Below are 13,819 nucleotides of genomic sequence, written 5' to 3'. Positions count from 1 at the left end.
TTTATTCTCTCAATTTGTATATCTCCCGAGCCATCGATTCAAGTATGTACATAGCGGGGATTTGGGTGGTGACATTCGCATTTTCAACCCATTCTTCCGTCACGTAATATGAAATATTCACATCGGACATTTTGGCAATGGTTGAATGTTTATGATTTGTAATACTGATGACCCGGCTGCCTTCTTGTTTCAGCTGATTCAGATGAGTCACCGTAGAATCTCCTTCACCTGAAACCGATAATGCGATCGTGATGCTGTTATGACGGAAATGGGAATGGGCCGGAAAGTAAGGATCTTTAATATACATTGAAAGTTTTCCTAAGCACGAAAAATATCTGGCTCCGTATTCGGCGAGAATTCCTGAACTTCCCACTCCGATAAAAATGACGCTTTCTGCATCGGCCGCAAGGGCTGCTGCTTCCTTCAGCTTTTCTTCCATGCCTCCGCTTACTGTTCTTTCAAAAAACTCGGCAACGGAATGATGGGGACTCTTTAAAATCGTTTTTTTATTTGCCTCCGTATACATTTTCAGCTTCACCTTAAACTCCGAAAACCCTTCACAGTTTATTTTTTTGCAGAAACGTAAAATAGAAGCCGTCGATACATGGGTTTCATTTGCCAATTCACGGATTCGCATATAGATGACTTTCTCGCTGTTTTGGGAGATGTAGTTGTATAAAGAAGTTTCAAGCTCGTTAAATGAAGCAATCATTTCGTGTGTGAACATGCAGGGGGATTCTCCTTTTTATGAGAATGGTGAATGTACATCTAATCGTAACATATCATTTTTAAAAGAAACATAGTGTTATATTGATGTGACAAATCACTTTTTGTGTCATTCAAAACAAGACGTCAGCCAATGATTTACGGCGCGAAACAACTGCGGATATAATTCGTTCATACGCTTTATGCATGATCTCTTCAAGGGTCTCTGACAAAAGCGGCCGAAAAAAGGAGGACAATATGAGTATCAAACTGATAGCGGTTGATATGGACGGAACGTTTTTGAATGATGAAATGGCATATAACAAAGAGCGTTTTATGAATCAGTATCGTGAATTAAAAGCGCGGGGAATTAAATTTGCCGCAGCAAGCGGAAACCAATATGCGCAGCTTACATCCATTTTTCCGGAGATCGAAAGTGAAATCGCTTTCGTTGCCGAGAATGGCGCTTTCGTCGTGAATGCCGGAGAAAATTATTCGCGGGTAACATGTCTGAAGACACTGTAAAAGCAGTGATCCGTGCTTTAGAGCAGTATGAGGTGAAAAACGTCATTGTCTGCGGAAAAAAAAGCGCGTATATTCATGAAAATGCCAGTGAAGATGAATATCTGCATGCCAGTAAGTATTATTATGTGTTAAAAAGGGTGCCGCATTTTGAAAACATCGATGATCACATTTTTAAATTTTCCATCAGCTTTCCCGCCGAACATTGTTCCGTACTTCTGAGCCATTTGAAAAACACCATCGGGTCTTTCGTCACGCCTGTATCAAGCGGGCACGGTGACATAGATCTGATCATACCGGGGCTTCATAAAGCAAGCGGGATTAAGCTTCTCCAGAAACAATGGGGGATAAATGATGAAGAATGCGCGGCCTTCGGAGACAGCGGCAATGATCTGGAGATGGTGTCCGCCGTGAAATACGGGATCGCCATGGATAGTGCGCAGGAAAGCATTAAACAGGCTGCCGCGCATATCACGCAATCAAACAATGAAGAAGGGGTCTTAAATGCGATTGATTCCATCCTCAAATGTGAAAAAACCTTTGTCTGAAAAAGACATTTTAACTGCGGAGGTGCTGAACGATGATTAAATTAGTGATTACGGATTTAGACGGCACATTTTTAAATAATCAAGGCGATTTTGACAGAACGTTATTTGAAAAGACAAAACGAGTAATGGAGGAACAGCATGTCGCTTTCGCCCTCTGCACCGGGAAGCAGTGTGAAAGGGTCGAAGCTTTATTCGGAGAAGACGCGAAAGATTTTTGGATTTTAGGAGACAGTGCCACACGTATAAAAAAGAACGGCACATTCGTATATGAATCTTTGATCAGCAATGAAGCGGGACTGTCAATTATAGGCGCTTTAGAAAAAATCAGCTGCGGGCATAGCATTATCGCATGCACAAAAAATGGCGCGATCGTAAAAGAAAATCTGTCTGAAAGTGAGATGAAATATGTAAATGCCTCTTATGCACATGTAACGAAAATAACTGATTTTACTGAGATAAAGGACGATTTTATCAAGATTACGGTTCATGACCCCGACGCCAACTGTCCGGAAACGAGAGAAAAGCTGCATGAATTTTTTCACCAATTATATATCGTAGCATCAGAGGATACCTGGATGGACATATCAAATATCGGAATACATAAAGGAACAACAGTACAAGAACTGCAGCGATTATTAGGGGTTTCGGCTGATGAAACAATGGCGTTCGGAGACGGCCGCAATGACAAAGAATTGATGGAAGCGGCATCCTACAGCTTTGCGGTTAAGAATGCCATTGACGAAATAAAAGATGCAGCGCACTTTGTCAACAAATCAAATGAGGAAAGCAGCGTCATGCACACGATTATGAGAATATTAGCGCTGCAAAAACAATGATGGGCTAAAGCCAATGCGGCAGGACCTTACTAGGGAAAGAAAAAGCTAATTCACTCCTGATTTTTCTGAAATATGTTAAAAGTGAATAAAACGGTGTAATATCAAGATGAAAAAAATCACTTCATATCAGACAAAAAGCAGGAACTGCCTCGTTTTGAAATTGGGAGGTGTTTGTATTTGCCCGCTGTTGAGTCCCGCGTATATCATTCTCATTTTTCTTCCGGCAGTTTCTTTTCTGTTAGGGATTTTAGGATATTTCATCTTTAAAAAAGTATGGATGATGGTTGTTATTGTCTTCATTTTGTCCTTGATATTCATGTTTATTGTAATAGGTGCCGAACCGACATTTTTCATTTGGGTGGCTATGATGACGAGGAGCTGTTTTGTCTCCGGTTCAATCACTAAGACGATATGGACTTTTGCAAAGCGAAAATATTAGACAGAAGAATCCTGTTTGAACAGCTATCCTTTTTTTGTCGATTGAAGAAAAAGAAGTATAGAGTTATCCGTTATGTTCTTATATTTTGTCTGTTGTTGTCAGATCGGGCTTTCTGTTAAAAATGTCTGTCTATCGTTTTGTTCTTTTTTAACTAAACGGAGCACTATAATTGAACTGTAGATACATAGAAAAACAAAAAAGGATAAGGAGGATTTTTTATGTTTCAAACCTTAGACCATTTTTTGAAATCTTGGGAGTTCGAAGCCGATGCGACACAGAAACTGCTGAATCATCTGACTGATGAATCACTTAAACAAGTCACTTCACAACATTGGACTTTAGGCCGTATTGCATGGCATACTGTCGCGGCCATTCACATCATTACCTCAAACACAGATTTAACATTTCACGCTCCGGCTGAAGATTATCCTGTTCCTGCCTCGGCGCGGTTTATTGCTGAGAGTTATCATCAAGCCAGTAATGCATTTGTACAGGCGTTAAAAACGCAATGGACTGACGATACACTTCAAGAATGTGTCAACTTTATTGGTCAGCAATTGCCGAATGGTTCACTTTTGATGTTTTTAATTCAACATCAAAACCATCATCGAGGACAAATGACTGTCCTTATGAGACAAGCAGGTTTACCTGTTCCGGGTATTTATGGTCCGGCAAAAGAGGAATGGACAACATTCGGTTTGGAAGCTCCGAAATAGGATGTTGTTGTAAGGGCTCGAATGAATAGTTGATACCGATCGATGTTGGTATCTTTTTTGTTTTAGTCTTAGAGTGATTAAACCGGTATCCATGACATGCCGCCGAATAACAGTTCAAAAGATGTAAATTAAGGTCAATAAATGCAGAAAGGTAATTTGATGATAACTAAAATGACGCGATTCAATATGAAAGACTTCAATAAACCAAACGAACCTTTCGTTGTTTCAGGGAGAATCATCCCTTCATTTAAGGACAATGTTTGGACATATACAGAGGAGAAATTTGCTGAACCTTATGTCAAAAAATATGACGATGAAGACATTGATGTCAATTATATTGAAGAAGAGGATAAAGCTGTCTTTTTTTATTACGCAGAGAACGACTGTGTCGGCCGGAGTAAGCTTCGTTCTAATTGGAATGGATACGCACTGATTGAAGACATTGCCGTTGCAAAAGATTATAGAAAAAATGGTGTCGGGACGGCTTTATTACATAAAGCGGTTGAGTGGGCAAAGGAGAATCATTTATGCGGTCTTATGCTTGAAACACAAGATATTAATGTTTCAGCTTGTCATTTTTATGCCAAAAATAACTTTGTCATAGGAGCTGTCGATACAATGCTTTATTCCAATTTTTCAACAGCAAATGAAATTGCGGTTTTTTGGTACTGTAAATTTTAAATATAACAGTATTTGATGTTTCGTCAGTTAGCGGGTGTGTGTCGCAAAGTATTCAAAACATCGGCTTGAGGATTTATAATAAGGTATATCAATCAATGCAGGGGGAGTTATGTATGAAGTGCAAAAAAATGAACAGGGTCCAATTAAAAGAGGGAAGCGTATCAACGGCCCTATAAACTGCGTCTGCCCTCATTAATGGAGGGAAAGTTGTGAATACGTCTTATTCACAGTCAGCTTTACGGCACAACCAAGTGTTCATTTGGCTTTGTGTTCTGTCATTTTTCAGCGTATTAAATGAAATGGTTTTGAACGTCTCATTACCTGATATCGCCAACGATTTTCATAAACTGCCAGCGAGTGCAAACTGGGTGAACACGGCCTTTATGTTAACCTTTTCCATCGGAACTGCTCTGTATGGGAAGTTATCAGATCAGCTGGGCATTAAAAAGCTGCTTCTATTTGGAATTATGGTAAATGGCTTCGGGTCGATCATTGGATTTGTCGGACACTCTTTCTTTCCTGTACTCATTCTGGCCCGATTTATTCAAGGGGCTGGTGCAGCCGCATTCCCGGCTCTTGTGATGGTTGCAGTAGTACGCTATATTCCGAAAGAAAACAGGGGTAAAGCATTTGGTCTGATCGGGTCGCTGGTGGCAATGGGGGAAGGCGCCGGACCAGCTATTGGCGGAATGATCGCTCATTATATTCACTGGTCATATTTGCTGCTTATTCCGACAGCAACAGTTATCACCGTTCCATTCCTGATGAAACTGCTGGAAAAGGAAGAAAGAATCAGCGGGCGCTTTGATATCGCGGGGATTATATTAATGTCTGCAGGCATCGTATTTTTTCTGCTGTTTACAACGTCATATAGACTATCTTTTCTGATCATCAGTATTCTGGCTTTCCTGATATTTGTGAAACATATTAGGAAAACTCAAGATCCCTTTGTTGACCCTGCACTGGGGAAAAATGTCTTGTTTATGATGGGCGCCCTTTGCGGAGGCCTGATATTCGGCACTGCTGCAGGATTTGTGTCTATGGTTCCTTATATGATGAAAGATGTTCACCATTTAAGTACTGCGGCAATTGGAAGCGGGGTTATGTTCCCCGGGACGATGAGCGTCATCATCTTCGGTTACATTGGAGGATGGCTTGTTGATCGGAAAGGTTCTTTATATGTGCTGACCATTGGGATTGCATTGATGTCTTCCAGCTTTTTAATCGCTGCCTTTTTTATAGATGCGACACCATGGCTCATGACCGTTATCATCGTTTTTGTTTTTGGGGGGCTCTCCTTCACAAAAACGGTTATATCTACAATTGTGTCTGGCAGTTTGAAACAAAAGGAAGCAGGCGCCGGAATGAGTCTGCTTAATTTTACAAGCTTTTTATCAGAGGGAACGGGTATTTCGATTGCAGGCGGTTTATTATCGGTCCGCTTGCTGAATCAAAGGCTGCTGCCTGTTAACGCTGATCATTCCGCTTATTTGTACAGTAATATGCTCATTCTTTTTGCAGGAATCGTTGTTATGAGCTGGCTGGTAACCATGAATGTCTATAAACGTTCGCAAAGAAATGACTAAAAAGGGAAAAGGATCAAACTTGATAAAAGTTTTGATCCTTTTTTTGAGGAGCTTCCTTATTCCGAAACCTTTTGTCGATCAATGAAAGGGGAGTTAAAGTGAATTACATTTATAAGAAAAAGGAAAAGAAAAATGGAAATGGTATCATTTCAATCAGAGATAAATGGGAGAATGCACTTATTGAGTTTGAACAAAATAATAATCAAATTAAGATCGTGATCAATTATCGTAACGAGAAAACAACCAAGTTTTCACTGCCAATCGAGACTTTTGAGAAAGTGTATGAGGATATTAAAATAGGCCGGAGAGAAAGTTAATCATTCTGTTTGAAAATGACCATGATGAAAGATTAGATTGTTAATAAATGATAAATAATATGGAATCATTAAAAATGGATTTTTGGCGGCTCTGATAGATATGGCGCCAGTAGGCATTGCCTGCACCGATTATTAAGGGATTAGCGGAATGCAAAGAAGCCGGAATTTTAGACCGGCTTTAAAATGCGTAAATGAGCGGAAGGTGTCCCGCAAGTAATCATTGTAAAAGAATAACTATGTCCTATACGAACTGTAAAATCTCCCGTTCTTGTTTATATATCCAAGTATGGGTGAGAAATTTCATGACTTCTTAAAATCGTAATTTGTCTTGAGAATTAGTAGCGGATTTCTTTAACTGACGCATCCAAATAAAGTGTCGGATCAAATAAAAAGCAGTTATAAGGGCAATCATTAATAAAATCCATATTGATGAGAAAGAAAGGATAATCAAAAAGCTGATAATAAGCATTAATGATAAACTCTTTGAAAACTTACCAGGTAGCAGTTTATATGCAGACAAAATACCGCAAATCGCATTACTAATAAAGAAAGCATTTGCTATGCCGACAATTTGTTCAACATTAATGAAGTTTATAAATAAAAGAATAAAAACGATTGTATGAATTAATGTTAATATGCCTATGGCTCCAATTGGTATGTTTGTTTTGGAGCGGAAAGAAATCAAGGTTGTTTTTTTATTCTCTGAGGCTATTAGACGTGATACTCCGCCAGTAACCAATAAATATGTGCTCATACATAATATTGTTGTGATGAAAGCCATTGTCGGTGAAGCAAACGTTCCAAGCAATGGAATTAAAATAATCGTTAATGTGTGTGTGTGATGTAAATCAATCCATTGATAAGAAGCAGCTACAACAATACAAACCGTTGTGATGACCACTGAGCTTATTACTATTGCTTGGGGAATCGTTCTTTTTCTGTTTTTGACATCCAAACTATAATTACCTATAATTTCCCAACCAACCAGAGCCCAAAAAAGTAATAGAATACTATAACCAAAATCATCAAGATGAAATGGTGTTTTAATAAAAGCTTTATCCCTCATAAAGGAAATTGAACTAATTCCGCCACTTAACAATATTGCTGTGGCAATTGTGGAGAACATAAATGACACTTTTCCTACAGAAGAGATATTCAATAATAGAACGAATAAACAAATCATCATCAGAATGATTCCATATGTCTCTAGCGGCCAACCATTACTTTTGAACAAAGCCTTTAGATATTGACTGGCTGTCATGAGAACGGCAACTGGCCCCACACTGCCCGCAATAATAAAAAATACAGAAGTTAATTGTTTTATATGTTGTCCAAATGCAAGATCGACTGTATGCGCAACACCAGATTCATTCGGAAATAAAACACTCAATTTTCCAAACAATGAAGCAAATAGAAAACTAATGATCATCATCATAAACCATGCTAATATGGCATAATCTCCAGTCTTACCATAAATGATTGGTGGAAGCAATATAATTCCCGATCCTAAAATAGGACCAACAATTAATCCGCTTAAAAGTACGGGGCCGAGTTTTCTTTCTCTCACTTTCCATTCCATCCTTTCCTAAACGTGTTTTACGATCATATTCCAATTGTAATTTGTTTCCTTTCATCGGTAAAATAGATATATATGAACTGTTCCATCGGAATTAGTGATGTTCAAAGGGGGGAGACATGATGGAAATACGGCACTTAAAAACATTTATAACAATTGTGGAAAAGGGAGGATTTACAAAGGCAGCTGAATATTTGGGTTATGCCCAATCGACCATAACTTCACATATTAAAGATATTGAGCAAGAAATAGGAAAACCGTTATTTAATCGTTTTGGGAAGAAAATGCTGTTAACTGAAGCGGGGGAACTTTTGTTTCCTTATGCAAACGAAATGATCAGGATATCTGAAAAAGTAAAACAAATACAATCCAACGATGAACCGATGGGGACTCTCGTTATTGGTGCTCCGGAATCTTTAACGGTTTACCGTTTACCTCCAATTATTCACGAATTCAAAAAGCTCTTTCCTAAAGTGAAAATAACATTAAAATCATCGACATGCTGGGAATTAAAAAATGATCTCCGAAATGGGAAGGTGGATTTAGCGTTTCTTTTGGAGTACGAACAAGAGGAAGCTGATTTATATATAGAAAAATTGATAACTGAACCAATGATCTTGATATTCCCTAAAAAGCATAGGTTGCAAAATACTCCATTTGATGATTTTTATTTTTCACCTGATGAAGTGATTTTATATACAGAACATGGGTGCAGCTACCGTACTTACTTTGAAGAGTATATGAAACACCAAGGACCGGTTTCGGAGAATACCTTTGAATTCTGGAGTGTAGAGGCAATTAAGCAGTGTGTGATGTGCAGATTAGGAATTTCGTTATTACCGTTGATCACTGTACAAAAAGAGTTGAAAGAAAACAAATTAAGTGGATTGATTTTGAATGAAACACGTATTTTAACGCAGATGGCTTATCATAAAAAAAGATGGCATTCCTTAGCGATGGCTGAATTTATAAATATCGTAAAAAAACATGCGGAATTATGGAAAAGAACTCAGACTTTATAGTCGATGCTCATTAAAGTTTTCGAGTCGGTGCAAAAAGAGGAGGGGATGAGACCCCTCCCTTAAAACCTTCAATTCCTCTAATTTCATTGTAAGATATATTACTTTTTTGAAATGGGGATCCAAATTTCACTTTTAAAAGATGGCGATGTTACATCTTTATGCTCGTTCCACAGGATTTCTGGGCCTTCAATTTGTTCATAATGTGACGATGGAAACCATTCGGAATAAATCCGCCCCCATACTTCCTGCAGTGCATCCGGAAATGATCCGGCTGCTTCGAATACAGCCCATGTTGAGGCAGGGACTTCAAGCTGTGATAGGTGATTTGGGCAATATTTCGTTGTGGCTGCGCCAATATAGTGATCAAGCTCTCCGTTTTCCTCTGTCCGGCCTTCAGAAAAGTTCGTGGATGCACTAATGAGTCCTACAGGCGCTACATTAGAAAGCTCTTTTAGTTGATTGATTGCTGCTTCATCTAAACTTTCCCACATCGATGCAATGTCAGGATTCACGCCTTTAAACAAAATAGGGACTCTTTTTTTAATGCCGACGATGCGAAATGCCTCTTTTTCTTCAATGCGATAGTTCATTTCATTTCCTCCTTTGATTGATAACTGGAAGGTCATTCGCGGATAAGCTTTAAGTGAATGGCCATTATGTCTAGCTTCTGATGGTCTTATGCCATGCAGATTTTGAAATGCTCGTGCAAAAGAATCTGGTGAGTGATAACCGTATTTTATTGCAAGATCAATCACCTTTACGCGGCTGTCTTTAAGTTCAAAAGCTGCAAGAGTAAGACGTCTGCGGCGAATATATTCCGATAATGAAATACCTGTAAGGAAGGAAAACATCCTTTTAAAATGATATTCAGAGCAGAAAGCAAGCCTTGCTGCTTCTTTGAAATCAATATCGTTCGTGAGGTTTTCTTCGATATACGTTAATGCGCTGTTCATCCTTTTAAGCGAATCCATTTATTTGACCTCCTTTAACAAAAGAATAACAGGAGCGAAATGTATCTACCCGACATTTCGTGCACAGTTTTGCAGGATAACTTATATGTAATAAATTAAGTTATTCACCTGTATTTGTACAGATAAAGAAAACGCCTAATAACTGCTTGGGTTTCATAAGATGAAAGAAGTTATCATTGCTTTATATTGAAAAGAAAATAAAAAAAGCCGGAATGTCAGATCCGGCTTTTCGCTCATTTCCCCTTCGACTTCTTCCGCTTCTCTTTCTCCGCTCGGTAAAACTCATGGAACATTTTCATCAATGCGCGTTTTTCAATCCGCGACACATAACTCCTTGAAATGCCGAGCTTATCGAGATGGTATTTATAGACTGAAAGAGCAACTTAAAACTTTATTAAAATAAGAGAAGACCCTCTATAGGGGCCTTAACATTAATAAATTTGACATTTTTTATTTGCGTGCCCATTCATTCCATAAAGGTTCTAAGCTGTTTTTTAGGTCTATGAATATCCATGGGTAGAGTGAGAAAAAAATAAGAATAATAACAAAAATATAAGAAGAAAGTTCATTAAACAACACTTTTCTTCTGTTGAAAGAATTGTGTTTATAAATTGGTAATGCATTCTTGCCTGTTGAATAGAATACAAAAAGAGTAAGAATCAACATCCCTGCGCTTCTAAAAATGAAAAAATAAAAAGTAGTAGTATTCCATATACTGAATGTGTATTTAAATAAGTCTATAAGCCAAATTTTAAAGGAGGTGCCTCCTTCAAAATTTACTTTTATATGATCAGCAACTATTTGTAATTCCTGTGGTGCTGAAAAAAACAGCAGACTTAGAAGAATGCAACATAAAATTATTTGCTGGATAAAATTGATGAAGAATTTACTTTTGTCATATAAGTTTGATGTAAGCTTTATGGCAATTGAAAAACGAATAAACTTAATAAACCGGATTATAAAGACAGCCAACAGAATTGCAACAAACCAATAATAGTAACTAGTATAAAATGCACCAAAGATAATGATAGCTATATAAAAAAGAACAATCATAAAATAGTTATCTGAGCCGGGCTCCCTTTTTGCATTGGTGACTTTATCTATTTGATTTTGACTAGGCATGAAAATGTTTATTATATTGATTTTCTTTTTTCCAATATGCACAGAGTTGTTATTGCCTCGTTGAATTATTTTAGTAGGAGTTTCTTTGGTAGCGGCAAACCCTATAATTATTGTTATGATGGTTAACAATGATGCAATAATACTTAGACCGGTATTTGTAAGATCAATCAATAGTTAAACTCCTTCTGTTCTAAAGATGAATTATCAAACATTATTCAATATTCCTCTGCTATTTTTAGAACCTTGAATGCCAAGGACACTCAGAGTTATGTTCGGAAATTTCAGAACTATAGTCAAAAAACTTAATGTTGTTCTTCAAGCTTGTCCATTAAGTCTGTAAATGAATCACAAACATAGCTAATGGAACTTCCCTTATCTTCATTAGCGATCTCATGATCCCAAAAAACAATTACGGGTTCTTGAGAAGACAATCTATAATCAAAACAAAAGAGGTTTCCCCCTGCATCTGTAGCAAAAGGTATGATCTTATCAACTAACCGATCTTTAACATTATCAAGTGTACTAAGGAGATCAATTGGTCGAGTTGGATCTCCTATACTCAGTAAATTGTTTATTGATTCTCGAGAATTTTGGAATGAGACAACCTTTTTATCTATAGGAGAGCATCCATTATGGTCTTTAATGAACTCTCTGTAATCTGTCGGGAACTTGATTTTTAATTTTTCTTCTACCTCTTCGATCTGACTGTTTGTCGCCTCTTTAAAAGTGCTTCGTTTTCTCCATTTAATACTTTGCATTGATTAACCTCCTATTTCTCATCTTTCCCCCAAATTTTATATCCGCCAGTGTGACCAGTTTTAGCATGAATGACTCGATCTACTAGCTCCATTTTTCCAGGAGTTTGATGGTGGTGCCATGTGTATTTCTCTGGTGTTATTCCATCTTGAAGATCAAGTAAATCATCTTCGTTCAAATCAAGCTTCTTAATCAATGATGGATCTTCTTCAATCTGCTTATATAATTGTTTATTTAATTTGTCAAAATGCTGGTCTCTACTTTTTTTAAAGTCGGCTTTATCAAGTGTGAGTGTATGTTTTGATTCGAATATTGGAAATCCGTCTTTATCATAGGGAACTTTTGTTACTGGATGGACATCATTTTTCAAATGACCCATTCTTAAGTTAATGGTCGTTGTTTTGCCCGCACTGTTTTCGTACGTGTATGGTGCAGCTTTAACAAATTGATCATGTTTGGATTGTATTGCTTTTTTTAATATAGACGTATTCTTTACATTATGGGTATTCTCAATATCTTGTGCTATACCTACAAGTGCTAGATCATCTTTATTTCTAGATAAAGAATTTATGTAGTTTTTCCCTACGGTAATCCCTTTGTTTACATGTCTAGTAGCTGCTTTTTCTCCAGCTTCAATCACTTTATCTACTTTGGCAGCACCGGCTTTACCAAGTTTGCTTGTTACTTTCACAGCAGAGCCAACGCCTTTAAGTCCAACAAGGCTCCCGACCACATAGGTAACATAATGAGATCGTGAGTAAGCATCTCCGTTAACCATTTTATCATTCCATGAATCCGCTATGTTTGTCCATATGATTTTTGCATAGGAAGGTGTCTTCAATACAGCTGAAATTGTTTTGGCTAATTTTTGTTCTTCGGAGAGCTGGGAAAACTCCCAAGTCCCGACAGCTAAATCTTTAACGCCAGTCACAGTATCCTTAGCGACATCGTAGAGACCGACTCCAACTCCTTTCAGGACTTCCCATGTGGTTTCACCAACTTCTTCGAGCTGTTGTGCTTGTTCAAGCTGAATCACATATTGTTGCTGGGAAGGTTCAAGATTCTCGTAACCGATCTTCTTCGCAATTTCCAAGTATTCATCCGGATCGGTCACACCGTCAGCGAGCTTTTTCTTCAGATCCTTGATTTCCCGCTCTTTCGCTTCTTCCTTTTTAATCGTCAAATAAGCATCTGAATGTCTTGCAATCTCGCCTTTTTTCTTATGTATGTCACTTTCTCTGTACGCCTTGGCGTTATAGTGAAGTGGTGTTGCATTTTTTCCCTTACCCGTGGCATTTTGGAGCTGTTGAAAGTCGGCCTGGATGAACTGTTCGTTCGCTTCTGTTTCTGCGTATTCTTTCGTTAGATCGTGATCAAGCTTTCCGAGTTTATGTATGGTCTTATCCCGTTTTTTGTCTGCTGAATCCAGCTTTTGATCGACATCTTCTGTAGAGAAAACATCAAGATGAATGATATCGCTGATTTCATCAAGGATACCTTTCATTTCATTGCGCTGCTCCTGCATGATGGCTTTTGATTTATTCTTCGCATGAATCAGCTCATGTTCTAAAAAGGACTCTTCCACAAACGAATCGGCTAATCCCGCATCAGTTACTTTTCCTGAGATACTGTTAAGAAAAGCAATCTTCATATCGATCAGATTAAGCCAGCTGTCTGTAACGCCTGCGTGGTCTTGAAAAAAGGCTTTGATATTGTCGGCGCCTTTGCCTGAAAACTCACTGTCGTCTAAGTCAGCCATCCCCTGAAAAGCTTTCCTGAGATTGATAAATTGTTCTCTAATCTGATCATATTCTTTTGCTCGCTTTTCCGCTGCTGAGATTAACGAGGATGCTTCAAATACTTTCATATCTGTCTCCTTCCCACTTAATCTTATCTAAATTTTACCACATTATATTACATGTAAGAAGCTTCTTCCTTTTGTTAAAGATACTTTCTTTAGGAGATTTGAACTTTAACAAAATCTTAAAATAGGATTAATTCAGTTGATGAAAAATGGAAGAA

14 protein-coding genes and 2 pseudogenes are annotated in these 13,819 nt (G+C 37.9%); 9 read left to right on the top strand and 7 right to left on the bottom strand.

Annotation, left to right across the window (positions count from 1 at the left end):
- Window position 1 precedes the first annotated feature (1 nt).
- Window positions 2–727, bottom strand: a complete 726-nt coding sequence (locus NYE50_RS14380; protein WP_159354405.1) for a MurR/RpiR family transcriptional regulator — start codon at window positions 725–727, stop codon at window positions 2–4.
- A 236-nt stretch (window positions 728–963) separates the two neighbouring features.
- On the opposite strand from NYE50_RS14380, the pseudogene NYE50_RS14375 reads away from it, so the two are divergent.
- The 8 genes and pseudogenes from NYE50_RS14375 to NYE50_RS14345 all read left to right on the top strand — a co-directional run bounded on the left by NYE50_RS14375 (window position 964) and on the right by NYE50_RS14345 (window position 6,350).
- Window positions 964–1,775: pseudogene (locus NYE50_RS14375) on the top strand (Cof-type HAD-IIB family hydrolase).
- A 32-nt stretch (window positions 1,776–1,807) separates the two neighbouring features.
- Entirely contained in the window at window positions 1,808–2,611 is an 804-nt protein-coding gene (locus NYE50_RS14370; RefSeq protein WP_159354404.1) for an HAD-IIB family hydrolase, read from the top strand.
- A gap of 106 nt (window positions 2,612–2,717) precedes the next feature.
- The gene (locus NYE50_RS14365) at window positions 2,718–3,050 is read left to right on the top strand and encodes a DUF2651 family protein (protein WP_159354403.1); all 333 of its coding nucleotides are present in this window, start codon (window positions 2,718–2,720) and stop codon (window positions 3,048–3,050) included.
- A gap of 218 nt (window positions 3,051–3,268) precedes the next feature.
- Window positions 3,269–3,766, top strand: a complete 498-nt coding sequence (locus NYE50_RS14360) for a DinB family protein (protein ID WP_159354402.1) — start codon at window positions 3,269–3,271, stop codon at window positions 3,764–3,766.
- 159 nt (window positions 3,767–3,925) lie between these two features.
- Window positions 3,926–4,447: a streptothricin N-acetyltransferase SatA gene (satA, locus tag NYE50_RS14355; RefSeq protein WP_095272469.1), complete on the top strand. Its 522-nt coding sequence runs from the start codon at window positions 3,926–3,928 to the stop codon at window positions 4,445–4,447.
- Window positions 4,448–4,560: 113 nt separating this feature from the next.
- Window positions 4,561–4,623 carry a tetracycline resistance efflux system leader peptide gene (locus tag NYE50_RS21995; RefSeq protein ID WP_368073677.1) on the top strand — a complete coding sequence of 21 codons (63 nt, stop codon included), beginning with the start codon at window positions 4,561–4,563 and terminating at the stop codon, window positions 4,621–4,623.
- A gap of 33 nt (window positions 4,624–4,656) precedes the next feature.
- Window positions 4,657–6,033, top strand: a complete 1,377-nt coding sequence (gene tet / locus NYE50_RS14350; protein WP_095061043.1) for a Tet(L)/Tet(K)/Tet(45) family tetracycline efflux MFS transporter — start codon at window positions 4,657–4,659, stop codon at window positions 6,031–6,033.
- Window positions 6,034–6,131: 98 nt separating this feature from the next.
- Window positions 6,132–6,350: a hypothetical protein gene (locus NYE50_RS14345; protein WP_029973392.1), complete on the top strand. Its 219-nt coding sequence runs from the start codon at window positions 6,132–6,134 to the stop codon at window positions 6,348–6,350.
- A gap of 310 nt (window positions 6,351–6,660) precedes the next feature.
- Here NYE50_RS14345 and NYE50_RS14340 read toward each other — a convergent pair whose 3' ends face one another.
- On the bottom strand, window positions 6,661–7,917 hold the full coding sequence (locus NYE50_RS14340; RefSeq protein WP_224988463.1) for an APC family permease: 1,257 nt from the start codon (window positions 7,915–7,917) through the stop codon (window positions 6,661–6,663).
- A gap of 131 nt (window positions 7,918–8,048) precedes the next feature.
- On the opposite strand from NYE50_RS14340, the gene NYE50_RS14335 reads away from it, so the two are divergent.
- A complete protein-coding gene (locus NYE50_RS14335) occupies window positions 8,049–8,948 on the top strand; it encodes a LysR family transcriptional regulator (RefSeq protein ID WP_159354400.1) in 900 nt (299 codons plus the stop codon).
- 98 nt (window positions 8,949–9,046) lie between these two features.
- Here the strand turns inward: NYE50_RS14335 and NYE50_RS14330 are convergent, their stop codons facing one another.
- The 5 genes and pseudogenes from NYE50_RS14330 to NYE50_RS14310 form a co-directional block, all read right to left on the bottom strand.
- Entirely contained in the window at window positions 9,047–9,919 is an 873-nt protein-coding gene (locus tag NYE50_RS14330; protein WP_159354399.1) for an AraC family transcriptional regulator, read from the bottom strand.
- Window positions 9,920–10,152: 233 nt separating this feature from the next.
- Window positions 10,153–10,269 (bottom strand): annotated as a pseudogene (locus tag NYE50_RS14325) (sigma factor-like helix-turn-helix DNA-binding protein); the annotation flags it as partial.
- Between the two features lie 100 nt (window positions 10,270–10,369).
- A complete protein-coding gene (locus tag NYE50_RS14320; RefSeq protein WP_003152826.1) occupies window positions 10,370–11,212 on the bottom strand; it encodes a hypothetical protein in 843 nt (280 codons plus the stop codon).
- Window positions 11,213–11,343: 131 nt separating this feature from the next.
- Window positions 11,344–11,799 (bottom strand): SMI1/KNR4 family protein, encoded by a 456-nt coding sequence (locus tag NYE50_RS14315; protein WP_003152829.1) that lies wholly within the window; start codon window positions 11,797–11,799, stop codon window positions 11,344–11,346.
- 11 nt (window positions 11,800–11,810) lie between these two features.
- Window positions 11,811–13,664, bottom strand: a complete 1,854-nt coding sequence (locus NYE50_RS14310; protein ID WP_029973397.1) for a T7SS effector LXG polymorphic toxin — start codon at window positions 13,662–13,664, stop codon at window positions 11,811–11,813.
- Window positions 13,665–13,819 lie beyond the last annotated feature (155 nt).

Origin of the sequence: Bacillus sp. EU55, from assembly GCF_038005925.1 — a bacterium.
GTDB lineage: Bacteria > Bacillota > Bacilli > Bacillales > Bacillaceae > Bacillus > Bacillus velezensis.
Note: the sequence above shows the minus strand (reverse complement) of the source record. Positions and strands in the feature narration are given on the sequence as shown.